Source organism: Burkholderia singularis (genome assembly GCF_900176645.1).
Taxonomy (GTDB): domain Bacteria; phylum Pseudomonadota; class Gammaproteobacteria; order Burkholderiales; family Burkholderiaceae; genus Burkholderia; species Burkholderia singularis.
Genome location: NZ_FXAN01000078.1, coordinates 12,830 through 37,132 on the forward strand (window position 1 = coordinate 12,830; position 24,303 = coordinate 37,132).

The following is a 24,303-nucleotide window of genomic DNA, read 5'->3' on the forward strand; positions in this document are numbered from 1 at the left end:
CACGCTCGCTCGGCCTGCTCCCGCCAATCGGCAACGCATCGGCAACGATGCACGACGCAAGCCGGGCGGCCCGTTGCACTGCGCCCGCGCATTGCCTTCGACCTTCCCCTCATTGCCTATGTCCACCCAATCCCCTGCGCTGAAGATCGTGTTTCTCGATCGTGCGACGCTGTCGCCCCACACCCGCCTCAAGCCGATTCCATTCCCGCATACGTTGCAGACGTTCGAGCGCACCGGGCCTGAAGAAGTGGCCGAACGGATTCGCGATGCGGACATCATCATCACGAACAAGGTCAGGCTGAGCGCGCAAGCGCTCGCGCACGCGCAACGCGCACGGATGGTCGCGATTGCGGCAACCGGCACCGACAATGTCGATCTGAGCGCCTGTGCGGCGCGCGGCATCGTCGTCAGCAACATCCGCGGCTACGCCGTGCATGCGGTGCCGGAACATACGTTCGCACTGATCTTCGCGTTGCGGCGCAGCCTCGTTGCGTACCGCGATGCGGTGCGGGCCGGCCGTTGGCTGGAGTCCGGCCAGTTCTGCTTCTTCGATTTTCCGATCCGGGATCTGGCGGGCTCCACGCTGGGTATCGTCGGCGATGGCGCGCTCGGCCGCGCGGTCGCGGGCATCGGGCGCGCACTCGGGCTGCGCGTCATGTTTTCCGCCCACAAAACGCGCGGCGACGCCGACGCCGGTTACGTGCCGTTCGACACGCTGCTGCGCGACAGCGACATCATCTCGCTGCATTGCCCGCTCACGCCGGCCACCCGCCACCTGATCGACGCGGCCGCATTCGCGCGCATGGCGCGCCGGCCGTTGTTGATCAATACGGCGCGCGGCGGGCTCGTCGACGAAGCGGCGCTTGCCGACGCGCTGCGATCCGGCGTAATTTCAGGCGCCGGATTCGACGTCGTCACGCAGGAACCGCTGCCGGCCGAGCATCCTTTCCAGTCGATCCTGTCGCATCCCGGCTTCATTCTGACGCCGCACGTCGCATGGGCCAGCGATGAAGCGATGTAGGCGCTCGCGGATCAGTTGATCGACAACATCGTCGCGTTTCACGACGGCCAGCCGGCGCACGTCGTCACGGCCGGCTGATGGGCCTCGAACGAGATTCGGCGTATCGTCCGGCGGGCGCTACACCTGCTGCTGACGCAGTTCGCGGCGCAGAATCTTGCCGACCGTCGATTTCGGCAGATCGTCGACGAACACAACGTATTTCGGCACCTTGTAGGCGGCAAGCTCCTTGCGGCAATGCTCGATCACGGCCTCTTCAGTCAGGCTCGCGTCCTTGCACGGCACGACGAACAGCTTGACCGCCTCGCCCGTCTTGTCGCTTGGCACACCGATGCATGCGCACTCCGCCACGCCCGGATACGCCGCCGCCACCGCCTCGACCTCGTTCGGATAGACGTTGAATCCCGACACGATGACCATGTCCTTCACACGGTCGACGATTCGTAGAAAACCGCGTTCGTCGAATGTACCGATATCGCCCGTGCGGAAATAGCCGTCGGTCGTGAACGCCTGCCGGGTTGCCTCGGGTTGGTTCCAATAGCCGGAGAACACCTGCGGGCCTTTTACGCAGATTTCGCCGGATTCGCCGAGCGCGGCTTCGCTGCCGTCCTCTTTGATCAACTTGACGTCGGTCGACGAAAGCGGCACCCCCACCGTGCCAGTGAAGCTCGTGGCCGAAGCCGGATTGAACGAGACGACCGGGCTCGTCTCGGACAGCCCGTAGCCTTCGCGAATGAACGTGCCGGTGACCTCCTGCCAACGCGCCGACGTGGTCGGCAAGATCGCGGAGCCACCGCCGCCGGACAGCCGCAATCGCGAGAAATCGACGCCCTTGATCGCCGGCTGCATCGCAAGCGCGGCATAGAGCGTGTTGACGCCCATGAACGAGGTCATCCGCGACTGCGCAATCACGTCGATCAACGCTGGGATGTCGCGCGGATTGGCGACCAACCAATTCTCGCCGCCGATCGAGAAGTAAGTGATGAAGTTCACGGTCAGCGCAAACACATGATAAAGCGGCAGCGCGGTGACAATCACCTCGTCTTCCTCATACACGAGCCCTGCCATCATCTCGCGGAACTGCAGCGTGTTCGCCACCAGGTTGCGATGCGTCAGCGCGGCGCCCTTCGAAAGGCCGGTCGTGCCGCCCGTGTATTGCAGGAACAGCAGATCGTCCCCTGTCACGTTCGCTGGCTCGAACGCCAGTGCCGCACCTTCGGCAAGCGCTTGCACAAACGCGATCGTATCCGGCAGACGCGCATCCACTGGCGGCGACGGCAGTGCCGCCGGCGAGCCGTCGCCGACGCCCACGGTCAGAATGTGCTTGAGCCGCACCTCGCCCAGCACGTCGGCAATGACCGGGGTGCTTCCCGAAAACACGATCAGGACTTCGGCGCCCGCGTCGTTGAGTTGATGCGAGAGTTCGCGAGCCGTATACAACGGGTTCACGTTCACCTGCACCGCGCCGAGCCGCGCGATGCCCAGCAATGCGATCGGAAACGCCAGCAGGTTCGGCAGCATCACGGCAACGCGGTCGCCCTTGCGCACGCCGAGCCGCTGCTGCAGGTAAGCCGCGAGGTCGCGCGACAAACGGTCGACGTCCGCATAGGTTAGCGTTTGTCCGAACGAGCGGAATGCCGGCCGCGCCGCATACTTTCGCATCGCGTCGTCGAGCAAATGGGTCATCGAACGATAGGCGTCTGCGTCGATGGTCTCGGGAACGTTGCCGTAACTGGCCAGCCAAGGTTTCGTGCTCAACTTGCAGCTCCGTTGCTTCGAATCATGAAAGAAAGACGGGCGGACGCCCGTGCGACGCAAGCGGCAGGGGCGCAATCAATCGGAAAAGAAACGCGTATCGACGATCCGTCAGCGCCGCCACGAAGGCACACCCGCAATGCGATCACGATACGCGAAAAAACGTTCCCGGCATTTTCCCGCGCGCGCCGCCCCCGGACGGCCTGCTTGCTTGCATCGTAAGGACAATGGCGAACGGCAGCCATATCCATCCGGGCCATTTTTCTGGACAAATGCGGTCAATCGGGCCGGTACGCGAACAGTAGAATGGTCTATGTCACGCGAACCGGTAACGCCGGCATGCATCGCGCCGGCCGGATCACTAGTCAGACAAAACTCTGCTCGTCGGAAAACGGGAGGCCCCATGTCACGGATATCCAGCGCGTTGGTCGCTATCGCGCTCGTCACACCGCTGCCCGCAATGGCGCTGAATGATGGCGGTGCGGCGCAATACGATCAATGCGTCCTGCAAACACTGCGCGAAAGCCGCAACAGCGCGGCAGCGAGCCTGCTGCAAAACGCGTGCGACAAGCTGTACCGCAACGCTGCATTGCTGCTGCCGCGCGAACGCGCGTATTACGCATGTCTCGTCGATGCGCTGCCGGGCGTCAGAGACAACTTCGCGATCCAGCAAATCGTGACGGTCTGCTCCCGGCGCGGCGAAATGTGATCGCCGTTTCCGCGTCCGCGCCCGCGCTAACGCCGCAGCGCCGCCTCCAATTGCGCGCGCACGTCAGGCCGCGCGGCATACGGATCGCTCGGCGTGCGCGCATGGGCGATATCGTCCAACCGCGCTCTCACCCCGTCGAGCGCATGCGGATGCGAAAAAATATAGAAATCGCCGCGCCGCACCGCATCGAACGTCACGTCGGCGAGTTGAGCCGCCGTCACGCGCCCCGCGCTCACAGCCCGCTCCAGCAGCGTATAGGCGACCCGCTGCGAATGCGTGCTCAACTGCGCCGCCTGGCGGCTCATCGATTCGGCAATGCCGGTAGGCACGAAAAACGGGCATAGCACCGAGCTGCGCACTTGCTGCGTGACGAGCGCGAGATCGTGATACAGCGTCTCCGACAGCGACACGACCGCATGCTTCGACACGTTATACACGCCGCTAAGCGGTGTATTGACCAGCCCCGCCATCGACGCGGTGTTGACGATATGCGCACGGTAGCCGGCATCGCCACGCGCCGCGTCGAGCATTCGCGGAACGAACGCGCGTATTCCGTGAATCACGCCCCACAAATTGGCGTCGAGCACGCGGCGCCATTCGTCGGCCGACGCCTCCCAGATCAATCCGCCGCTACCGACGCCGGCATTGTTGAACAACAGATGCACCGCGCCATACGTGGCGTATGCCGCATCGGCAAGGGCCGCCACCTGCCGTTCATCGCCGACGTCGGTCCGCTGATCGACAAGCTCCGCGCGCTGCGCGCGCAATGCATCGACCGTGGCGGCGAGCGCGTCGCGATTCACGTCGGCGAGGACGAGCTTCATGCCCAGTCGCGCCGCCGTGTTCGCGAACCCCCGGCCAAGCCCGGAACCCGCTCCGGTGATGACCGCCACCTTCCCAGCCAGCTCTTCCATGTTTTCTCCTTATCGGTCCGGCGGCGCCATCGCGCCACGAATCGGTGTCCATGTTCACCCAAAGATGCACGCCCGCCATCCGGCCGGCACGGCATTCAGGACGACGAAGCCCGGCAAGCCTCGCGCCGGCGCGTTCCTGTAGAATCTCCGTTGCACCGCACCGTCCGGCATTTCACGTCCATGGGCAACCCGAAGCGCGACATCACCTCCCTGCTGCCGACTCCCGCCGAAGATCATCCGCAGTTCGTCACCGCGCTCGCCCGCGGCATGGCCGTGCTGCGCTGCTTCACGCGCGGCCAGCGATATCTCGGCAATCAGGACATCGCACAACGCACTCAGTTGCCGAAACCAACGGTTTCGCGTCTCACGTTCACGCTGACGCAGCTCGGCTATCTGCATTACTCGGCCGATCTCGAGAAATACTCGCTCGGCGTCGGCGTGCTGAATCTCGGACATGCGTTCCTGCAAAACAACGACGTGATCGACGCTGCCCATCCGTTCCTGCTCGACTACGCGAAGCACACGCAGGCGGCGGCGATGCTCGGCGAATTCGACGGCAAGCAGATGATCCTGCTCGACATTTGCCAAGGCGACCCGCTGTTCCAATTGCGGCTCGAACCGGGATCACGCGTGGCGCACGGCACGACCGCGCTTGGCCGTGCGCACCTCGCCGCGCTGCCGCCCGAGCTGTTCCAGCGCTACCTGGCGACGACCGAGGCCGGCTGCCCGCCGCAACAGTGGCCCGCGCTGAAGGCAGGAATCGTTGCCGCGCGCGACGACTACGAGCGTCTGGGCTTTTGCGTGTCGTTCGGCGACTGGTCACCCGATCTGTTCGCGGTCGGCGTGCCGATGGTGTCGGCCGACGGATCGCGCATCCTCGCCTTCAACTGCAGCGGCCGCCTGTCGACCGTCACGCGCGATCGGTTGATCGACGATTTCGGGCCGCGGCTCGTCGCGCTGCGCGACGAGGTGTTCGAACGCGTCGGCGGCCAGTTCTAGCGCGTGCGCGCACCGCGGCGCGCCATTCAGACCGCACTGACGCCTGCGTCCACCGCCAGAATCTGGCCGGTGATGTGCCGCCCGGCCTGCGATGCGAACAGCAGCAGCGCGCCCGCGAGATCGCCGTCCTCGCCGAGCCGCTTGAGCGGCGCGCCCGCGATCAACTTGTCGGCACCGATCGCGTCGATCAACCCGTTTGCCATCTTGGTCGGAAAGAAACCCGGCGCGATCGCGTTGACGGTGATTCCGTATTTGCCCCACTCGCCGGCGAGCGCGCGCGTGAAGTTGACGACCGCGCCCTTGCTGCTGTTGTACGCGATCGTCGTCATCGCGCCCGGTGGATTGCCGCGCAAACCGGCGATCGACGCGACATTGACGACCCGCCCCGAGCCGCGCGGAATCATCGAATGCTTGCCGATGCGCTGGGTTAGCAAGAACAGGCCGCGCACGTTCAGGTCGAACACCTTGTCCCATGCATCGACGGGGTGATCCTCGGCGGGCGCACCCCAGGTCGCGCCCGCGTTGTTGACAAGAATATCGACATGACCGAGCCGAGCAATCGCTTCGTCCGCGAGCCGCTCGATCTCGTCGTCCTGCGCGCCGTTCGCGGCGATCCAGTCGGCGTCCACGCCGAGCGCGCGCAACGTCTGCTGCGCGTCGCGCAGCTCATGCTCCTTGCGCGCCGACACAATCACGCGCGCGCCCGCCTGGCCGAGCGCCGTCGCGAGCTGCAAACCCAAGCCGCGCGAGCCGCCGGTGACGAGGGCGGTCTTGCCGGTCAGATCGAACAGTTGCTTGATCGATTCGTTCATCTTCAGTTCTCCGAAATCCGGATGGGAAGGCATGCAATGGGTTGCGTTCAGAACCACGCGTCGCGCATTTGCAGCGTGGTCGTATCGAGGCTGTCGAGCAGATCGAGCTGCGCGTCGATCTTCGGCAACTCCCAACGGAAAAAGTAGCGGCAGGCGGCGCGCTTGCCGTCGTGAAAATCGCTGGCGCGACCGCCGGCGGCAAGCATTTGTTCGAGCCATAGCCATGCGACGATCGCATGCCCGAACGCTTCCAGATAAACGCTGGCATTCGCCAGTCCGGCACGCGGATCGTCCGCCGCAGCCAACCGGCCCGTGACGTCGACGAGCCGCGTCCAACGCCGCGCGAGCGCGTCGCCGAACGCGCACGCATCGTCGCGTGCATCGCGCGAACGCGCAATCGTCGAGCCGATCCGCGCATCGAGCGCGTACAGCGCCGCTGAGCCGTCCTGCACGACCTTGCGGCCGAGCAAATCGAGCGCCTGGATACCGTGCGTACCTTCGTGGATCGCATTCAGCCGATTGTCCCGATAGAGCCGCTCCACCGCGTAGTCGCGCGTGTAACCATAGCCGCCGTGAACCTGGATCGCGAGATCATTGGCCGCCAGACACCACTGCGACGGCCAGCTCTTCGCAACCGGCGTCAGGATGTCCAACAGGCGTGCGGCGCCGGCACGGGCAGCGGGATCGGGATGGGCGCGCGCGTCGTCGACAAGCCGCGCGCAATAAAGAATCAGTGCCAGCCCGCCTTCGACATAAGCCTTCTGCGCGAGCAGCATCCGGCGCACGTCCGGATGCTCGACGATCGGCACCTGCGGGGCGGCGGCATCCTTGCCGCCTGGGCCGATCGGACGTCCCTGCGGACGATTGCGCGCATAGTCGAGCGCATGCAGATAACCGGTATAGCCAAGCGCAACCGCTCCGGCTCCCACACCGATGCGCGCTTCGTTCATCATATGGAACATCGCCGCAAGCCCGTTCCCAGGTTTGCCGACCAGGTAACCAATCGCGCCCGCGCGCCCTTGCGGGCGATGCCGCGTGCCTTCGCCGAAATTGAGCAGGCAATTGGTCGTGCCGCGATAGCCCATTTTGTGATTCAGCCCCGCGAGCACGACGTCGTTGCGCTCGCCGCATGCCCCGTCGGCACCGACCAGATATTTGGGCACGATGAAAAGCGAAATCCCGCGCGTACCGGCAACCAGGCGGCCGTGCTCGTCCGGAATTTTCGCGAGCACCAGATGAACGATATTGTCGGACAACGCATGATCGCCGCCGGAAATCCACATCTTGTTGCCGGTCAGCCGATACTGCGCACCGAACGGCGATTCGCACTCGTAGTCCGCCCGCGTGGTGATGTCGGACAGCGACGAGCCCGCCTGCGGTTCCGACAAGCACATCGTCCCTAAAAAGCGGCCGGCCAACTGTGGACGCGCGAACGCATCGATCTGCGCGGAACTGCCGTGCGCGACCAACAGATTCGCATTGGCGATCGTCAGGAACGGATACGCCGCCGTCGCGATGTTGGCGGCCTGGAAATAGAGAAACGACGCAGCTTCGACGAGTTTCGGCAGCCTCATCCCGCCGAGCGCCTCGTCCTGGCCGGCGGCAATGAGCCCGGCGCCGGCGAATGCATTGACCGCCGCGCCGATTTCCGGGATCAACTCCACTTGCTCGCCGTTCAAACGCGGTTCTTCACGATCGCTGCGCGCCGCATGTGGCGCAAACAGCTCGGTGGCCATCCGCTCGCACATATCGAGCACCGCGTCGAACGTTTCGCGGCTGTGTTCGGCGTAGCGCGGCGCGGCCGCCAGCGCAGTCGCGTCGAGCCATTCATACAGCAGGAATTCGAGATCGCGGCGCGAAATCAGCAGGCTCATCGACGGGCCTCCGGGCAGTTTTGTCCGTCACAGGCCGGATGCCGCCGTGTTCCGGTTCGCCGCCGGTATACGCACGCAGATACCTCCCGGCCGTAGCGCATGCGCCCGAGCGCCGCGCGCTTGATCGTCTCCATCTGCCGCCTCCATCGAACCGTCAGGGCCGTTGCGCATCTGTGCCGACTCCGAAGTTTCTCTAAACGAAACTTACGGACCGGATTTCGGCCGTTGAAAAATTTAGCACCGCCAGTGGGCGACCGCAATACATATCGGCATCGATCCGGGATTTTTCAAATTTTCCGCAGACTACCGATTGCCAATGCAGAGAGTTGATTCTACGATATTGACGGAATACCGCGCGACGTTAGTTTCGTCAAACGGAACTTATCGCCACCACTCCGGCATGTATCCCGCGTGCGCAACCCGCCCCTGTTGCCCCAGAGAGCCCGAACCGCCATGAACTTCGACCATTCGCCACGCGTCCAGGCGCTGCAACGCAAGCTTGCCGCGTTCTTCGACGAGCACATCTATCCGAACGAGCAACGCGTGCATGACGCGGTGGCGGAAAACCGCCGCGCCGGCAATCCATGGCAACCGGTGCCGCTCATCGACACGCTGAAGGAAAAAGCCCGGGCCGACGGCCTGTGGAACCTGTTTCTGCCGCAATCGACGCGCGCCCCAGAAGGGTTGTCGAACCTCGAATATGCGCCGCTGTGCGAAATCATGGGGCGTGTGGACTGGGCACCCGAAGTGTTCAATTGCTCCGCGCCCGACACCGGCAACATGGAAACGCTCGAACGCTATGGCACGGATACGCAAAAAGACCGTTGGCTGGAACCGTTGCTCGCGGGCGAGATACGCTCTGCATTCCTGATGACCGAACCGGAGGTCGCATCGTCCGACGCGACCAACATCCGCTGCTCGATCGTGCGCGACGGCGACGACTACGTGATCAACGGGCGCAAGTGGTTCGCGTCGGGCGCGGGCGATCCGCGCTGCAAGATCTACATCGTGATGGGCAAGACCGATCCCGCCGCGCCTACCCACCAGCAACAATCGATGGTGCTGGTGCCGGCCGACACGCCCGGCATCACTGTCGTGCGCCCGCTATCGGTATTCGGCTACGACGATGCACCGCACGGTCACATGGAAATCGTGCTCGACAACGTTCGCGTGCCGGCGTCGAACATCCTGCTCGGCGAGGGGCGCGGCTTCGCGATCGCGCAAGGCCGGCTCGGGCCGGGGCGCATTCACCATTGCATGCGCACGATCGGCGTGGCCGAGCGCGCGCTCGAACTCATGTGCGACCGCCTGCGCGAGCGCGTGGCGTTCGGCAAACCGATCGCCGAGCACAGCGTCTGGCACGAACGTATCGCCGAAGCGCGGTGCGCGATCGATCAGGCTCGCCTGCTGACGCTCAAGGCCGCCTACATGATGGACACCGTGGGCAATAAGGATGCACGCAAGGAAATCGCGATGATCAAGGTGGTCGCGCCGACGATGGCGCTGCGCGTGATCGATTGGGCGATTCAGGCGCACGGCGGCGGCGGCGTGTCGGGAGACTTTCCGCTCGCCGGCGCATATGCGGCAGTACGCACGTTGCGTCTCGCCGATGGCCCGGACGAAGTGCATCGCGCGGCAATCGCCAAACTCGAACTTGCCCGCCGCGCGACGCTCGGCGATCCGTCGCTCGTCGATCTGCCGATCACGCGCGGCAGCTGACCCGTTCCCACCCGTTCATCCGGAAATCCGCCCGCCATGAAAGCCATCGTCTGCGAAACTTTCGGCCCGCCGTCGTCGTTGCGCGTCGCCGAGCTGCCGTCGCCCGAGCCGGGGCCCAAGCAGATCGTCGTGACAACGAAGGTTGCATCGGTCAACTTCCCCGATGCGTTGATCATCGAAGGGAAATATCAGTTCAAGCCCGAACCGCCGTTCGTGCCCGGCTGCGAGCTTGCCGGCATCGTGAAGGCGGTCGGCGCCGGCGTGGCGCGCGTGAAGCCCGGCGACGCCGTCGCCGCCATCGTGCCCACAGGCGGCTATGCGCAAGAGATTCTGCTCGCCGAGCACGACGCGATCCCGCTGCCGCTGGGGCTTGGCGAGCAGGAGCTAGAGAGCGCGGCCAGTTTCATGCTGACTTACGGCACCTCGTATCACGCATTGAAGGACCGCGCGAAACTGCAGGCGGGCGAGACGCTGCTCGTGCTCGGCGCAGCGGGTGGCGTGGGGCTCGCGGCCGTCGAGCTGGGCAAGCTGCTTGGCGCGCGCGTGATCGCCGCGGCGTCGAGCGACGACAAGCTCGCAGTCGCGCGCCGCCACGGCGCCGACGAGACGATCAACTATGCGGCCGAGGATTTGCGCGCACGGCTCAAGGCGCTGTGTCCGACAGGCGGCGTCGACGTTGTCTACGATCCGGTCGGCGGCGATCTCGCGGAGCCCGCGCTGCGCAGCGTCGGCTGGAACGGCCGTTATCTCGTCGTCGGCTTCGCGGCCGGCCAAATCCCAAAGCTGCCGCTCAATCTGACGCTGCTCAAAGGCAGCGCGATCGTCGGCGTGTTCTGGGGCGAGTTCACTCGGCGCGAGCCGCAGCGCAACATCGAAAACGTCAAGCAGCTATTCGCATGGTTGCGCGAGGCCAAGCTCCGCCCGTTCGTGTCCGCACGCTATCCGCTGTCGCAAGCGCCGCGTGCGCTGGAGGCGATGCTGGCACGGCAAGTGACCGGCAAGATCGTGATTCTGCCTCAGCAAGTGGAGTAACGCGGCCGGCAACTGGTGGCGAGCAGAGCGACAAAAGGCGGCGGCGCCGTTAGCAAGCCGCGCCGCCAGCAGCACACACGGCTTGTTTCGGATGCCGAATCACGTGACGCGGCCTGGCCGGTGCTTAGCGCGACTGCGCCGTGCCAGCTTCGCGCAGCGAACGCGCTTCGTAGATCTTCAGATGGTTGTATGCCACGCGCAATAGCGAAATCGCGGCGCCTGTCTGCTCGGCATCGCCGCCGCGTGCAAGCAGATCGCCAATCACATGATCTGCTTCGACGCGCGCGTGCTGCTCGACATCGCGCATCATCGACGCGGTCAAATCGGATGGCGTCAACAGCATCTTTTGCATGCGCGCGACGAATTCGCCGCTCGGCTCGTAGCCGTTGCGCTGAGCCAGCGCGCTGCATTCGCCCAGCATCGTTTCAAGCAGGCGCTTGCCATCCGGAGCACTCAAAATATCGCCGACCGAGCCCCGGAAGAGTGACGTGCTTGCAGCGAGCGTCGCGAGAAAGACCCATTTCTCCCACATGCGCGCAATGATCGCTTCGCTCGCCGTCACGTCGAAGCCGGCGCCGCCGAGCGTATCGGCCACCGCCTGCACGCGGGCGGACACGCCGCCATCCAACTCGCCGAACGACACGGCATGAAGGTCGTTCAGATGCACGACGTGCTGCGAACCATCGAGCGCGGCGGCAATGACGCACAAGCCGCCCAGCACCCGCGCCCGCCCGAACTTCGCCTGCAATATGTCGAGATGGCGCATCCCGTTGAGCACTGGCAGGATCAGCGTGTTCTCGCCGACGAACGGTGCGAACGACGCGATCGCATCGTCCAGGCTATACGCCTTGCAACTCAGGAAAACAAGATCAAACGGTTCGTGAGCATCGCCCGCCCGAATGGTTTTGACATCGGTCAGCGTCAGATCGCCGCGCGGGCTGTGAATCACCAGGCCATCGCGCTCGAGCGCCTGCGCACGGGCATCCCGCACGAGAAACGTCACATCGCGGCCTGCCGCCGCAAGACGCCCGCCGAAATAACCGCCGGTCGCGCCCGCCCCCACCACCAGAATTCGCATGGTTAAAAATCCTCGCTGTATCGTCATTTGCATCGAACGCGCCGAAGCCGTTTCGTGATGCATGTGGGCGAGAGGGTAGCGCAAATTGCCGACGCGCGTCACTCGTCATTCCGATGGGCGATTGATCCGGGCACGGCAAATCACCGCAAAACCGCCGCAATAAAACCGCAGAAGATGCCGACGCGGTGCTTGCGCACGGATCGATCAAGCCGTGCTGCTACGGTCACGCCGTCTCGGGCGCGACGATGCGCTGCCTGAGTCACACGACAAAACCGGCACTCGCGGCCTGCTGTCCGGTGCCCCGCGCTGCGATTTTCCGCTCAACTTTTCTTTTTATAGGCAGGCAGACTCTCCCCCAAACGCGCGCCCATTTCCGCGCCGAGTGCCTGCAATCCACTCAGCGGCCGCACCATCACTTCGAACTCGACAATCTTCCCGTGCTCGTCGAAGCGGATCAAATCGACCCCCTTCAAATTCTTGTCGCCCACGCGCGCGCTGAATTCGAGCGCGACGTTCAAACCGTCGTCGGTAGCCCACTGACGATGATAGGTAAATTCCTCGAACACCTTGATCACCGTATTCAACGCCAAAACCAGCGCCTGTGCCGATATATAAGCCGAGTTCGCCATCGGTGAGCGGAACACGGCATCCGGATGAACAATCGTGGCAAGCTCGCTCAGATCGCGCTTGTCGATCATTGCGTGCCACTGCTCGAGCGCGGGCGCGACGCACGGTTGAAGGCCCCTGGGCATCTGAGTCATGACAATCTCCAACACTGGATTAATAGAATGAACGCCCGCTCGCGCAATGTGCCGGATCAAATCGTCGAGCCAAGCCAAGTGCCTTGATAAATCGCCCGTTTCGCATCAAGCTCCGCGGCCACGTCCGCACCGCCGATCAAGTGAACCGAACAGCCGCTCGCGCGCAATGCTTCGTAAAGCGCACGTTGCGGCTCCTGCCCTGCGCAGATCACGACGGTATCGACATCGAGCGTGCAAGGTTCGCCATCGATCCGCAAATGGAGCCCCGCAGCATCGATGCGCTCATACGCCACGCTCGACGACATCGCGACGCCGCGTGTCTTGAGCGATGCGCGATGAATCCAGCCCGTCGTCTTGCCGAGCCCGTCGCCGACCTTCGACGCCTTACGCTGCAACAGATGGACGCTGCGCGCGGACGCATCCACGTCGGGCGTGCGCAGGCCGCCACGTTCCGCGTACTCGGTATCGATGCCCCATTGCGCGTAAAACCTGGCAGGCGCCACGCTCGCACTCTCGCCTTCTTGCGTCAGATATTCAGCCACGTCGAAACCGATGCCGCCCGCGCCGATCACCGCAACACTCGCGCCAACCGGCGCTTCGTCGCGCAATACGTCGAGATAGCCGAGCACGTTCGCGCGATCGACGCCGTCGATATCCGGCACGCGCGGCGTCACGCCGGTGGCAAGCACGATCTCGTCGAACCCCTCGGCAACCAGATGCTCGACATCGACCCGCGTATCGAGGTGCACCGTGACCCGGTGCAGTTCGAGCTGCCGCTTGAAATAGCGCAGCGTTTCGTTGAATTCTTCCTTGCCGGGAATTTTCTTCGCCAGATTGAACTGGCCGCCGATCTCCGAGGCTGCCTCAAACAGCGTGACGTCGTGCCCGCGTCCGGCCGCGGTAACCGCGAAACTGAGCCCGGCGGGCCCCGCGCCGACGACGCCGATCCGCTTGGGCCGCGCGGCCGGCTCGATCACCAGTTCGGTTTCGTGGCACGCGAGCGGATTCACCAGACAGGACGTGATCTTGCCGCTGAACGTGTGATCGAGGCACGCTTGGTTGCAGCCGATGCACGTATTGATCTCGTCCGCGCGGCCCTGCCGCGCCTTGCTCACGAACTGCGCATCGGCCAGGAACGGCCGGGCCATCGACACCATGTCGCAATATCCGTCAGCCAGCAATCGTTCCGCGACCTCCGGCGTATTGATGCGGTTCGTCGCGACCAACGGAATGCCGATCTTGCCCATCAAGCGGCGCGTGACCCACGCATACGCGGCGCGCGGCACCTTCGTCGCAATGGTCGGAATCCGCGCTTCGTGCCAACCGATTCCGGTATTGACGATCGTCGCGCCGGCCGCCTCGACTGCCTGCGCGAGTTGAATCACCTCGTCAAGCGTCGAGCCGCCTTCGACCAGGTCAAGCATCGACAGCCGGTAAATCACGATGAAGCGCGCACCCACCCGCTCGCGCACGCGCCGCACGATCTCCACGGGAAACCGGATCCGGTTCTCGTATGAGCCACCCCATGCGTCGTCGCGATGGTTGGTGCGGGCGGCGATGAACTCGTTGATCAGGTATCCTTCCGAACCCATGATCTCCACGCCGTCGTAACCCGCGTACTGCGCGAGCGCCGCACAGCGGACGAAATCATCGATCGTCTCCTCCACCTCCTCGGCCGTCAACGCGTGCGGCACGAACGCGTTGATCGGCGCCTTCAACGCGCTTGGCGCAACCAGCGCCGGCTGGTAGGCATAACGGCCGAAGTGCAGAATCTGCATCGCGATCGCCCCGCCATGTTCATGAACGGCGCGCGTGACCATCCGATGGGACTCCGCTTGCGCCTCGGTGGTCAACATCGCGCCGCCTGGCGCGGGCCGGCCGCGCTCGTTCGGCGCGATTCCGCCGGTGACGATCAAGCCGACCTCGCCGCGCGCGCGCTGCGCATAGAACGCCGCCATCCGTTCGAATCCGTTCGGCGCCTCCTCGAGGCCCACATGCATCGACCCCATCACGACACGGTTCCTGAGTGACGTGAAACCCAGCTCGAGCGGCGCCAGCAAATGGGGATAGGAGTTCATCGAAAGCTCGCCTCTTTATGCAACAAGTTGCATGCATACTACGCCAGCCAAACTCCTTTATGCAATCAGTTGCAATTTATGGCGTCACTAGGGATTACCCGAATCTTGTTTGGCCTGCCGCCCCCTCGCCGATCCCACGAACCGTCTATTTCGTACAACGTGCTCACCGGCCGGGCAGCGCCGCAGCATCGTCTGATGAGAGCCGTTCGACAACAGCGGCGCGAAACCGGCACGATGCGCGCATCACCTGCGAACCGATGAACGGCGCTCGCCGGCTTTGGCATTCGCAATCAAGAACCGGCGCTCGAAATGTCGATGCAAACCAACGCGCCGGCGCGCCCGAACTCAATTGCGACGCCCGGGATCGAATTCCGTGCCGCGCACCGCTTGCGCCAGATAGTCGACGAATGATGCGATCCTCGCGGAAATGGCCGTATTCCGGTAATAGACCGCGTTGATCGGCTGCCGCATATCGAGCGTCTTGCCGGCGAACAGCTGGATAAGACGGCCTTCGCGCCGATCGCGCATCGTCATGAAATCGGACAGACAAACGATGCCGTTCCCCTGCAGCGCGAGCTGCCTGAGTGTCTCGCCGCTCGACGAGCGGATTGCCGGCTCGGCGCGATACGGCTCGCCATCCGGCCCGGCGATCGGCCAGAGATTTAGCGACTCCGGCTGATTGAAGCCGAGCAGCACGTGCTTGCGCAAGGCGTCGATGCGTCGCGGATGGCCGTGCGCTTTCAGATAGTCAGGATTGGCGAGGATTCGCACTCGGCTTGAGCCGATCAGCTTGCCGTGCAAGGTCGAATCCTTCAACCGGCCGATGCGGATCGCGACATCGGTACGCCGCTCCAGCAAATCGACGATTCCCTCGTTACTGTTCAACTCCAGTTCCACCTCCGGATAGCGTGCGCGGTAACCTGCCACGAGTGGCACGATCACGTGAAGCATGAACGGCGTCGCCGCATCGATCCGCAGCCGTCCTGACGGATGATCCCGCCGGGCAGTCATCCGCTCCTCGGCCGTATCCACCGATTCGATGATCGCGCGCGCGTCCTGCAAAAAAGCGCGCCCCTCCTCGGTCAATTCGAGTCGGCGTGTAGTCCGGCGCAGCAGCGTCGTCCTCAGCTTCTCCTCGAGCCTGCCGAGCGCGCGGCTGGCCGCCGAAATCGTCAGGTCGAGCTGCTGTGCGGCCGCCGTGAGCGAACCTGTATCGACGACGGTCACGAACGCCTGCAATTCATCCAGCGTGATCTTCATTCTTGATTTCAAATCAAAATAATTTCATTTATAAACGTATTTTTTTGCAAAAGTAAAGCAGGCACACTTCGCCCATCCTTGTCGGATCACGAAGCGCTTGCCGGTGCGATGCCGTTCGTGTGGACGACCAGCGCGGCTACGGTTGCGGTGCGCATCGCTCGAATGTTCGCCCGCATGGCAGCATTGCACTGTCATGCGTCACCACGAAATCGCTCCCGCCAAGCCCGCGATGTTTTCGCCGACAACTCGCTCAAACGCCTTCACATTTCGTTCGCCAGCACAGGAATCCGTCGCATGAATCCATCCACTTCCACTCACGCCCCATCGCGCAACGCTGCGACGTTGCCGCTCCTCGCGCTCGCGATCGGCGCTTTCGGCATCGGGACGACCGAATTTTCGCCGATGGGCCTGTTGCCCGTGATCGCGGACGGCGTTCACGTGTCGATTCCCACGGCCGGCATGCTGATCAGCGCTTACGCGATCGGCGTGATGGCCGGCGCGCCGCTGATGACACTCGCACTCGCGCGCTGGCCGCGGCGCACCGCGCTGATCGCGCTGATGAGCATTTTCACACTGGGCAACCTGCTGTCGGCGATCGCGCCGAACTACGCGACGCTTCTGCTCGCACGGCTTATCACCAGCCTCAATCACGGCGCATTCTTCGGGCTTGGTTCGGTCGTCGCCGCAAGCCTGGTGCCGCGCGAACGACAGGCGAGCGCGGTCGCGACGATGTTCATGGGCCTGACGATCGCGAACGTGGGCGGCGTGCCGGCCGCCACCTGGCTCGGTCATGCGATTGGCTGGCGGATGTCGTTCGTGGCGACCGCCGGGCTCGGCGTGATCGCGATGCTCGGTCTGCTCGTCGCGCTGCCGAAGGGCGAAGCCGGCAAAATGCCGAATCTGCGTGCGGAACTGACGGTACTGACCCGCCCCGCGGTGCTTGGCGCACTCGCGACTACCGTGCTCGGCGCCGGCGCAATGTTCACGCTCTACACCTACATCGCTCCAACGCTCACGCAGCTCACCGGCGCGAAGCCGGCGTTCGTGACCATGATGCTGGTACTGATCGGCATCGGCTTTTCGATCGGCAATGTGGCCGGCGGCCGGCTTGCCGATCGCTCGCTCGACGGCACGCTGCTCGGTTTTCTGCTGCTGTTGATTGCGGTGATGCTGGCATTCCCGATGCTCGCCGCGACGCATGCGGGCGCGGCGGCAAGCCTGCTTGTGTGGGGCATCGCGACATTCGCGGTTGTGCCGCCGTTGCAAATGCGCGTGATGCGCGCCGCGGCCGACGCGCCGGGTCTCGCGTCGTCCGTCAATGTTGGCGCTTTCAATCTCGGCAACGCGCTCGGCGCGGCAGCAGGCGGCGCGGCGATCTCGATGGGCCTAGGTTACGCCGCGGTGCCGATCGCAGGCGCGTTGATTGCCGCAGCGGGCGCCGTGTTCGTCGGCGCGCAGATCGTGCGTCGGCGGCGCCCGCAGCCTGCGGCGAAGGTCAGAAGCATTTCATACCCCACGCTGGCGGACCGCGATTTCGACTTGAGGTAAAACCGGCGGCGCGCGGCAACGCGCCGCCCCTATCCGCGTTCAGTCCCAATTACCGGGACTTTAGCCCCCCAATCTCCCAAAATAGCATTATTTTCCGAAATCGAATAATCGAATGCATACGCCCCATCCGCTTATCTTCTTCAAAAATAAAATTGAATGCCCGGCTCAATCACTCAATCAAAATCGACAATTAAAATAAGGTGCACTAGGCTTATAAACACGAATCGATCGATTGTCAGTACTCCAGATTTACACCAATTCTCCGATAACAGAAATATCCGTCCCGCCTCCCGCTCACCGGCCGGCACTTGCTCATTCCCCCGAACACAATGCATCGGCATCCGCGGCGCACATGGCACCGCAAACCCGCACAAGCGCTGCAGGCAAGATGATCGGCATAAGTTCGCACCGGCAAAACGGGATTCAAAAAAGCATCGGAATATTTCGCTGAAACCAGCCAGGCGCAATCAAGCAGGCTGGCCGCTGGCCCCACAACCGAATCATGGAGTACCGGAGAAATTCTCGGCTCCGTTACCTGAAAATGCGTAAAAAAAAGGCGATTGTCAGATAACAATCGCCAAAACCATCTGCTGGTCCTACAGGCCACCCGAAGCAGATGGGACACGGTCATGCCGACCGCGCCTAAGGCACCCGGGGCAAAGTAGGCGTCCGAACCTGAACGCGATACATGATTCAGGCGGCCACTCCTACGGATTGCACTGGAATGTTCGTAGCGATACGTCACGCCGCACTACCGTCGCACTGTTCAGCGGCCCCAAACCTGACACGGTTCCGGCTGGTAATCCACAGTGGCGGCCAATGTCGGCCGATTCGCATTTCGCCGGTGTTCGAATCGAACTACACGGAAAACAATCGATGACACGCTTTTCACGCATTCTTTCGGTCATGTTTAACCTCAGACGTTTTCAGTGGCACCATCATGAACGCCTGCGTCAAACACTCGCGGGATTCCATTTCCTGGCTTGTTGTTTGTGCTGCCAAAACCGTCGCTCACCCGCACGCAAGAGCAGTGATAGGCAATTTGGCGACCCATTTCGGCGGCAGCCCATCAATGGGACAAGCAGCGATGAACAATCATGCCGTGTATCGGCGAACGTTGCAAATATGCAATACCTATCCCAAGGAAGATAATATGTCGGAATTAACAATCCACCAAAACTGGCAATTCTGACAGGGTAGAGTCCTTCCCCAGTCTGGCGGCGGTGACGCCGGGTCTGACGCCTGCCGCCGATAGCAAAAAAGCCAAACCGGCCGAGCGGCTAGCCGCACGTGCAGCATCGAATACGAGCCCAACCGCCTCTATTATTTCCTTATTTTATATAATAAGACGCTGCGCAAGGCATTCATGCATTCACACCTCAAATGCGCGCATGCCGGTTCCACACGCTTGCGGCGGCGTTGGCGATTTCGCAGCCGGCGCAACGCCCCGTATTAGCAAGCCGGTATATTCCAGTTCTGCAAGCGCACCGCATGCGGTATTATTGATCGCCCATAAAAACAGTCAGGCATAACCGTGACGCACACGAAGAATTGTTTCCATTGCGTTACGAATCAAAATACCGAAGGCATGCGCTTCTTCGGCTTAGACCACCCACCAAACCGAGATGCCATGGAGCTTGGCCAGCCATCCAAATACGAGTCCACTTATAACGCCGAGAGGCTCTTCGCCATTGCGCGCGCCGTGAAGCGCGAAGAAATCAGCATCACCGGCCCATTGCCGTTTTTCGGCTTCGACGTCTGGAACCATTACGAGGTGTCCTGGCTTACGCCACGCGGCCTGCCCCGCGTGGCAATCGCGACGGTCATCGTGCCTTGCACGTCGCCGAACGTCATCGAATCCAAGACGATGAAGCTGTATTTCAACACCTTCAACAACACGCCGTTCACGGACCGTGCCGAGGTCGAGCAGATCGCCTCCCGCGATCTGTCGCGCTGCGCCGGCGCGCCCGTTTCCGTCACGCTCGAGCCGCTCGAGTATGCAACGGCGCTGCGAATCGACGCGCCGCCCGGCACGTCGATCGACGAGCAGGACATCGCGATCGATCAGTACCATGTCGACCCACAGCTTCTGTTCGTGCACGACGAACCTGTCAGCGAGACGCTTTACTCCAATCTCTTGAAATCCAACTGCCTCGTCACCGGGCAACCCGACTGGGGCACCGTGTCGATTGCCTACGAAGGCCGGCGCATCGATCGCGCGGCGCTGCTCAAATACATCGTATCGTTCCGCAACCATGAGGAATTTCACGAGCAATGCGTCGAGCGGATCTTCAAGGACATTCAGGATCGATGCGCACCCACGCGGCTGACCGTGAACGCGCGCTACACCCGCCGGGGCGGTATCGATATCAATCCGATACGCAGCAGCGCCCCTCTGAACGAAGCCCCGAACACGCGACTGGTTCGACAATGACCCTGCACCGCAAGCCGACCATGGAAACCGCTTCTCACGAAATCGAAGCCGTCATCGAACCATCATTCGACAACGGCGAGTTGCAGGTGCTGGTGCGGGTGCGCGATTCCGGCGCCACCTTCAAGATGTCGCCGCGCGAGCTGAACAAGAAAATGTGGCTCGATAAATTCTCACGTGAGGATGTCGCGCATATCGGCTTTCTCAACGCGGCCATGTATACCGACCGGCTGGTCCCGCTGTCGTATTTTCCGACGCGCAAACATCAACTGACACCCGCCGTCCTGCTGCTCGCGCTCGTTTATGTAGGCTTCCTGATGTTGTCCAACGTGACGGGCGCACGCGTGATCGAGATCAAACTCGATCTGCAGCCGGTGCTCAATCCGATCAGCTTCGGGATTCCGGCCGCGTTGATCGCGTTTCCGATGACTTACGCATTCAGCACGATCATCACCGAGGTGTATGGGTATCGCGTCAGCCGCATGGTGATCTGGGGCGGCCTTGCCGTGAACCTGATGTTCGTCATCGGCACCTGGCTGCTGTCGCTGCCGCCGGGCCTGCCAAGCTGGGAGGAACAGAACCCGACGCTCGCCGCCGCCTATCCGGCGCTCGCGCTCGAGTTCGCCCGAACCTTCGTCGCATCGACCGTCGCGTATTTCTGCGGCGAGTTCATCAATACCACGTTTCTCGCCAAGCTCAAGATCGCGAGCGCCGGCCGCTATCTGTGGGCGCGCATCGTTTCCAGCACCGGCGTTGCGATCGTGATCGACAGCACGTTGTTCTGCACGATTCTGTTTTGGGGCCGGCTGCCGGAACAGGTCGTATTCACGATGATCGGCGTGCAAGTCGCGGTCAAACTGGCTTACGAACTATTGTTGTTGCCCGCCGTGATCACCGTGTCGAAACGGCTCAAGCAAATGGACCAGATCGATTACTACGACTATCACACCAGCTTCAATCCGTTTTCGTTCAAGGATTGAGCAGGCGTGATTCCGTCACGACGCCCAGCACCGCCACGCCGTGGCCGAACGCGTTGACCGTTTCCGGGTGCGAAGCGGTGATGTCCTTGAGCCAGACGGCGTCGCCATCCGTGATCACGCGATATAGCGTCGGCTCACGGCCGTTGAGCGCGGCGACAACGACTTGCGCGTCGCGAAACGTCGTTTCGGGCTCCACGATTACGATCGAGCCGACGCGAAATCGCGGCGCCATCGACGGCTTCGTGCGCACCGCAAACGTGCCCGAGCGGCGCGGCGTGTCCACGTTGACGGACCGTGTTTTGCGGACGGCATGATTGCGCGAGAAATCAAGCACCTCGCCCCATTCGAGCAACGGAATGGGATAAACGCGCTCGCTATGAAGCAGATATCCCACGGTCGATCCAAGCGCATCGGCAATCGCCAGGATAGTGCCGATGCGCGGATCTTCCGTCGTCATCGACAGCACCCGGCTCAAAGTCGCGGGCGAAATTCCGGTTCTACGGGCCAAATCGGCATCGGTGAGACCTTGTTGATGCATCAGCGCGCGGATTCTCGCGACCATCAGAACCAGCCGTTGGCTCGTTTCCATATTGCGTATTCGCCCCCTTGGCGATTCCTGCCCTTATGCGGGCCACCCCTGCTGCGTATATCAAACGACATTCCGGTTCACGCCCCCTATCAATCGGGCACTGCCGATATTTTAGAGATAGGCTAAACACCCGTCCGCATTATGGCGGCCAAAGGTGTGATCGTACCCTATCAAATCGTCCATGCGCGTGAAACCTTTGTTGCTGCTGCACGGCCGAACAGGGCTGTCCGGAACCGGCGCGCCGGTTCGGTTGACGATGCAACCCCGATTTCAGCGGCAGCGGGACGGCGTGGCCGGCAACCGCGGGGACGAGGATGGGCATCAGCCGAATGTATCGAAAGTCAGCGTTGGCTGGACCTCGATAAAATTGAGCGGCAGCTCAGATTGAGCACATTATCAACAACAAGGCAAGCGCTTCAACACTGCGTGCGGCAACGCAAAAAATACAGACATCGACGCATCGATTGCCGATAAATCAAACCGTGGAACTTGGAAGGTTGCCCACGGCCGACAGTGAGCCTCACCCTGCCGACGATACTGCGCTGACGCCGGATTCGTCGTGATCTTGGCGTAAAGCACGGTCGCTCTGCACGCGCCGTGTTCCGGTTGCGAGTCGAGCGCCGTCGATCGACCTCGCGCGACACGATGCATGATGGATAGTGAACCGGGTATTCGGATCGCCCATCAGCGGCCGCTGACGATCGCAAGCCGTGGCAGTTCGCGCCAAACGCAAACGCCGCGCTCAAGCTACGCCGTTACTGCGGCATGATCCGGCGCATCGCCTGGGCATTCGACGGCAGCATCGATGCTTGGACGCGCGGGTTCGTGCAAGGAGGCAAGCCGCGCCGCATGCAGAAACGCCGCAATGCATGAGTGAAAACAACGATGCGCGCAGGAGCGCGTCGAAAAGCATGGGCGAGGCATCGCGGCGCAATTCGTTCATCCCGCTGCGTGCCAATGAGCGGAAAGCCGGCGGCTCGGCTATCGCCGACGCGGCGAAACCGCAATTAGCCGACGCTGTGCAAACGCGGCTCGAACGGCTGGACGTCTTCCTGCGCCACGACACGCAGCGGTGCAGGACGGCCCGCCTCCTGCAGCAGCCAGCCGGTCAGCACGGCAACATCCGATTCATTGCAGGTATCGCCGTTTTCGATCAGCACGTAGCTGCCGGAATCGACGGTGCAATCCGGAAACAGTTCGACAAGGCGCCCCTGCCGCAGTAATCCGTCGATAAGCGGGCGTCGGCCGATCGCGATGCCATGTCCGTCGACGGCGGCTTGAACAAGTTGATCGTACTGGCTGAAATACAGCGCCCCGGCCGGGCGCAGGCGCGGCACGCCAAGCTCCTTCAGCAGATGGTTCCACGTATACCAAGGCCGTTCTCCGCGCGCATCGTCGATATGCAGCAGCACGTGCCGGCTCAGGTCAGCCGGCGTGCGCAATTCGCCGTACCCCGCGATCAAGCTCGGACTGCCGACCGCCACCACCGATTCGCGAAACAGCACACGCGCATCGGATGTCGAAGTTTGCGCACCCGCGTAGCGAACCGCCAGATGCAAACGTTTGCGCTTCAGATCTTCGATTTCGCTGGTTGCGGAGACGCGAACGTCGATATCCGGATGAAGCATGCGAAACGACCCAAGCCGAGGAATCAGCCAGAGTGCGGCAAACGATACGGTGGTCGACAGAGAAATCGAGCGCTGCCCGACACACGCGGACAATTCGCCAATCGTCGATTCGATGTCCGACAGCGCGATCGAGATCGCGTCGTAAAGCGCCCGTCCCTTGTCCGTCAAAGTCAGCGCGCGGATATGCCGATGAAACAGTTCGATGCTGAGTTGTTCCTCGAGCGCTTTTACTTGCCGGCTCACCGCCGACTGCGTGATGTTCAGTTCCTGGCCCGCTCTCGTGAAACTGAGATGCCGGGCGGCACACTCAAATCCTCGCAAAAAATCCAGCGAAGGCATGTTTTTCAAACGCTTGGAACTTCTCATCCGACTACCTCGCAATTTCCCCGTTTATTTCGATGGCGGAGTCTGTCTGTCGCGATGACCTCATTCAATTTCTAACAAGTGCGATCCTACATCTATTCAATTCATCGAATCATTCTCAATTTCAATCGCGGCGATTGAGATTAACAATTTAATCTATTGACAAGCAACGCAATATCACACCTCGAATTCCATTAAATCATATCATTTACATTTTGAAGGAATTTTACTCAAATGATTAACCGATCGACAACAGCGAATGTACGCGGCAGTGCAATGGAACTGGTTCCTCCTCGTTATGTTTTGGTTTCCAAATAGTGAGAATGGAATGGGCGAGAATTTCTTAATTGATCAAATCAACACGCACTCAACCGACTAAACTAACCAACAATTCCAACTAAACTAATAAACCATACAAAATTCAAACAAATTTATTTCAAATACTATAATATTAAACGCTCGCTTCATTTTCATCATATCCCCGCCATTTTTCATATTCGGCATTGGCATCTCGCATACGTTCATTCGATAAATTTGGCGCTAAAACATATAATTAGACAGCCTTACTCAAACTGAATGATTATTCGGTATTTTTTTAATTTTCCCGTAATTTGCGCCGTGCCGGGGCGTCGCAAAGCCGTCACGCCATGTCCGACATGCGCGCGCTCACTTCCTTACGGTAGCGGTTAAGCTCCTGCGCGGTCGCGAACGTGCGCTCGAACAGCACCGACAGATTGTGCAAAATCCGTTCGACC

18 protein-coding genes and 2 pseudogenes are annotated in these 24,303 nt (G+C 62.0%); 9 read left to right on the top strand and 11 right to left on the bottom strand.

Annotation, left to right across the window (positions count from 1 at the left end):
- Nucleotides 1-118 precede the first annotated feature (118 nt).
- Nucleotides 119-1,099 (top strand): annotated as a pseudogene (locus tag BSIN_RS17345) (D-2-hydroxyacid dehydrogenase).
- Nucleotides 1,100-1,138: 39 nt separating this feature from the next.
- Here BSIN_RS17345 and BSIN_RS17350 read toward each other — a convergent pair.
- Nucleotides 1,139-2,776, bottom strand: coding sequence for an AMP-binding protein (locus tag BSIN_RS17350; protein ID WP_089341430.1), 1,638 nt, complete (start codon nucleotides 2,774-2,776; stop codon nucleotides 1,139-1,141).
- 400 nt (nucleotides 2,777-3,176) lie between these two features.
- Here BSIN_RS17350 and BSIN_RS17355 point away from each other — a divergent pair, with 400 nt between their 5' ends.
- Nucleotides 3,177-3,482, top strand: coding sequence for a VF_A0006 family four-cysteine protein (locus tag BSIN_RS17355; RefSeq protein WP_059518902.1), 306 nt, complete (start codon nucleotides 3,177-3,179; stop codon nucleotides 3,480-3,482).
- A gap of 26 nt (nucleotides 3,483-3,508) precedes the next feature.
- Here the strand turns inward: BSIN_RS17355 and BSIN_RS17360 are convergent, their stop codons facing one another.
- On the bottom strand, nucleotides 3,509-4,396 hold the full coding sequence (locus BSIN_RS17360; RefSeq protein WP_069236136.1) for an SDR family NAD(P)-dependent oxidoreductase: 888 nt from the start codon (nucleotides 4,394-4,396) through the stop codon (nucleotides 3,509-3,511).
- 180 nt (nucleotides 4,397-4,576) lie between these two features.
- On the opposite strand from BSIN_RS17360, the gene BSIN_RS17365 reads away from it, so the two are divergent.
- Nucleotides 4,577-5,395, top strand: coding sequence for an IclR family transcriptional regulator (locus tag BSIN_RS17365; protein ID WP_089341431.1), 819 nt, complete (start codon nucleotides 4,577-4,579; stop codon nucleotides 5,393-5,395).
- A 26-nt stretch (nucleotides 5,396-5,421) separates the two neighbouring features.
- Here BSIN_RS17365 and BSIN_RS17370 read toward each other — a convergent pair whose 3' ends face one another.
- Both BSIN_RS17370 and BSIN_RS17375 read right to left on the bottom strand, forming a co-directional pair.
- Nucleotides 5,422-6,207, bottom strand: coding sequence for an SDR family oxidoreductase (locus BSIN_RS17370; RefSeq protein WP_089341432.1), 786 nt, complete (start codon nucleotides 6,205-6,207; stop codon nucleotides 5,422-5,424).
- A 47-nt stretch (nucleotides 6,208-6,254) separates the two neighbouring features.
- Nucleotides 6,255-8,081, bottom strand: coding sequence for an acyl-CoA dehydrogenase (locus tag BSIN_RS17375; protein WP_089341433.1), 1,827 nt, complete (start codon nucleotides 8,079-8,081; stop codon nucleotides 6,255-6,257).
- 453 nt (nucleotides 8,082-8,534) lie between these two features.
- On the opposite strand from BSIN_RS17375, the gene BSIN_RS17380 reads away from it, so the two are divergent.
- Both BSIN_RS17380 and BSIN_RS17385 read left to right on the top strand, forming a co-directional pair.
- A complete protein-coding gene (locus BSIN_RS17380; RefSeq protein ID WP_089341434.1) occupies nucleotides 8,535-9,800 on the top strand; it encodes an acyl-CoA dehydrogenase family protein in 1,266 nt (421 codons plus the stop codon).
- Nucleotides 9,801-9,836: 36 nt separating this feature from the next.
- Nucleotides 9,837-10,832 carry an NADPH:quinone oxidoreductase family protein gene (locus tag BSIN_RS17385; RefSeq protein WP_089341435.1) on the top strand — a complete coding sequence of 332 codons (996 nt, stop codon included), beginning with the start codon at nucleotides 9,837-9,839 and terminating at the stop codon, nucleotides 10,830-10,832.
- A 124-nt stretch (nucleotides 10,833-10,956) separates the two neighbouring features.
- Here the strand turns inward: BSIN_RS17385 and panE are convergent, their stop codons facing one another.
- The 4 genes from panE to BSIN_RS17410 all read right to left on the bottom strand — a co-directional run bounded on the left by panE (nucleotide 10,957) and on the right by BSIN_RS17410 (nucleotide 16,009).
- Nucleotides 10,957-11,910 carry a 2-dehydropantoate 2-reductase gene (gene panE, locus BSIN_RS17390; RefSeq protein WP_059518950.1) on the bottom strand — a complete coding sequence of 318 codons (954 nt, stop codon included), beginning with the start codon at nucleotides 11,908-11,910 and terminating at the stop codon, nucleotides 10,957-10,959.
- A 320-nt stretch (nucleotides 11,911-12,230) separates the two neighbouring features.
- Nucleotides 12,231-12,671, bottom strand: coding sequence for a nuclear transport factor 2 family protein (locus BSIN_RS17395; protein ID WP_059518889.1), 441 nt, complete (start codon nucleotides 12,669-12,671; stop codon nucleotides 12,231-12,233).
- Between the two features lie 56 nt (nucleotides 12,672-12,727).
- Nucleotides 12,728-14,749: an NADPH-dependent 2,4-dienoyl-CoA reductase gene (locus tag BSIN_RS17400; RefSeq protein ID WP_089341436.1), complete on the bottom strand. Its 2,022-nt coding sequence runs from the start codon at nucleotides 14,747-14,749 to the stop codon at nucleotides 12,728-12,730.
- Nucleotides 14,750-15,094: 345 nt separating this feature from the next.
- Nucleotides 15,095-16,009: a LysR substrate-binding domain-containing protein gene (locus BSIN_RS17410; RefSeq protein WP_089341437.1), complete on the bottom strand. Its 915-nt coding sequence runs from the start codon at nucleotides 16,007-16,009 to the stop codon at nucleotides 15,095-15,097.
- Between the two features lie 294 nt (nucleotides 16,010-16,303).
- Between BSIN_RS17410 and BSIN_RS17415 the strand changes: the two genes are divergently transcribed.
- The 4 genes from BSIN_RS17415 to BSIN_RS17425 all read left to right on the top strand — a co-directional run bounded on the left by BSIN_RS17415 (nucleotide 16,304) and on the right by BSIN_RS17425 (nucleotide 20,968).
- Nucleotides 16,304-17,557 (top strand): MFS transporter, encoded by a 1,254-nt coding sequence (locus BSIN_RS17415; RefSeq protein ID WP_089341438.1) that lies wholly within the window; start codon nucleotides 16,304-16,306, stop codon nucleotides 17,555-17,557.
- Nucleotides 17,558-18,497: 940 nt separating this feature from the next.
- Nucleotides 18,498-18,749: a hypothetical protein gene (locus tag BSIN_RS25475; protein ID WP_143757482.1), complete on the top strand. Its 252-nt coding sequence runs from the start codon at nucleotides 18,498-18,500 to the stop codon at nucleotides 18,747-18,749.
- Between the two features lie 396 nt (nucleotides 18,750-19,145).
- The gene (gene queF / locus BSIN_RS17420; RefSeq protein WP_256583847.1) at nucleotides 19,146-19,991 is read left to right on the top strand and encodes an NADPH-dependent 7-cyano-7-deazaguanine reductase QueF; all 846 of its coding nucleotides are present in this window, start codon (nucleotides 19,146-19,148) and stop codon (nucleotides 19,989-19,991) included.
- A gap of 20 nt (nucleotides 19,992-20,011) precedes the next feature.
- Nucleotides 20,012-20,968 (top strand): queuosine precursor transporter, encoded by a 957-nt coding sequence (locus BSIN_RS17425; RefSeq protein ID WP_231936046.1) that lies wholly within the window; start codon nucleotides 20,012-20,014, stop codon nucleotides 20,966-20,968.
- Here BSIN_RS17425 and BSIN_RS17430 read toward each other — a convergent pair.
- The 3 genes and pseudogenes from BSIN_RS17430 to BSIN_RS24955 form a co-directional block, all read right to left on the bottom strand.
- On the bottom strand, nucleotides 20,958-21,557 hold the full coding sequence (locus tag BSIN_RS17430) for a helix-turn-helix domain-containing protein (RefSeq protein ID WP_089341440.1): 600 nt from the start codon (nucleotides 21,555-21,557) through the stop codon (nucleotides 20,958-20,960). The two genes, BSIN_RS17425 and BSIN_RS17430, sit on opposite strands and share 11 nt — an antisense overlap.
- A gap of 1,007 nt (nucleotides 21,558-22,564) precedes the next feature.
- Nucleotides 22,565-23,551, bottom strand: a complete 987-nt coding sequence (locus tag BSIN_RS17435; RefSeq protein WP_089341441.1) for a LysR substrate-binding domain-containing protein — start codon at nucleotides 23,549-23,551, stop codon at nucleotides 22,565-22,567.
- Nucleotides 23,552-24,188: 637 nt separating this feature from the next.
- A pseudogene (locus BSIN_RS24955) lies at nucleotides 24,189-24,303 on the bottom strand (ferritin-like domain-containing protein); the annotation flags it as partial.

Excerpts from the sequence above, each read along its gene's own strand:
- BSIN_RS17355 (WP_059518902.1), top strand. The coding sequence starts at position 3,177 with ATGTCACGGATATCCAGCGCGTTGGTCGCTATCGCGCTCGTCACACCG.
- BSIN_RS17360 (WP_069236136.1), bottom strand. The coding sequence starts at position 4,396 with ATGGAAGAGCTGGCTGGGAAGGTGGCGGTCATCACCGGAGCGGGTTCC.
- BSIN_RS17365 (WP_089341431.1), top strand. The coding sequence starts at position 4,577 with ATGGGCAACCCGAAGCGCGACATCACCTCCCTGCTGCCGACTCCCGCC.
- BSIN_RS17370 (WP_089341432.1), bottom strand. The coding sequence starts at position 6,207 with ATGAACGAATCGATCAAGCAACTGTTCGATCTGACCGGCAAGACCGCC.
- BSIN_RS17375 (WP_089341433.1), bottom strand. The coding sequence starts at position 8,081 with ATGAGCCTGCTGATTTCGCGCCGCGATCTCGAATTCCTGCTGTATGAA.
- BSIN_RS17380 (WP_089341434.1), top strand. The coding sequence starts at position 8,535 with ATGAACTTCGACCATTCGCCACGCGTCCAGGCGCTGCAACGCAAGCTT.
- BSIN_RS17385 (WP_089341435.1), top strand. The coding sequence starts at position 9,837 with ATGAAAGCCATCGTCTGCGAAACTTTCGGCCCGCCGTCGTCGTTGCGC.
- panE (WP_059518950.1), bottom strand. The coding sequence starts at position 11,910 with ATGCGAATTCTGGTGGTGGGGGCGGGCGCGACCGGCGGTTATTTCGGC.
- BSIN_RS17395 (WP_059518889.1), bottom strand. The coding sequence starts at position 12,671 with ATGACTCAGATGCCCAGGGGCCTTCAACCGTGCGTCGCGCCCGCGCTC.
- BSIN_RS17400 (WP_089341436.1), bottom strand. The coding sequence starts at position 14,749 with ATGAACTCCTATCCCCATTTGCTGGCGCCGCTCGAGCTGGGTTTCACG.
- BSIN_RS17410 (WP_089341437.1), bottom strand. The coding sequence starts at position 16,009 with ATGAAGATCACGCTGGATGAATTGCAGGCGTTCGTGACCGTCGTCGAT.
- BSIN_RS17415 (WP_089341438.1), top strand. The coding sequence starts at position 16,304 with ATGAATCCATCCACTTCCACTCACGCCCCATCGCGCAACGCTGCGACG.
- BSIN_RS25475 (WP_143757482.1), top strand. The coding sequence starts at position 18,498 with ATGAACGCCTGCGTCAAACACTCGCGGGATTCCATTTCCTGGCTTGTT.
- queF (WP_256583847.1), top strand. The coding sequence starts at position 19,146 with ATGCGCTTCTTCGGCTTAGACCACCCACCAAACCGAGATGCCATGGAG.
- BSIN_RS17425 (WP_231936046.1), top strand. The coding sequence starts at position 20,012 with ATGGAAACCGCTTCTCACGAAATCGAAGCCGTCATCGAACCATCATTC.
- BSIN_RS17430 (WP_089341440.1), bottom strand. The coding sequence starts at position 21,557 with ATGGAAACGAGCCAACGGCTGGTTCTGATGGTCGCGAGAATCCGCGCG.
- BSIN_RS17435 (WP_089341441.1), bottom strand. The coding sequence starts at position 23,551 with ATGAGAAGTTCCAAGCGTTTGAAAAACATGCCTTCGCTGGATTTTTTG.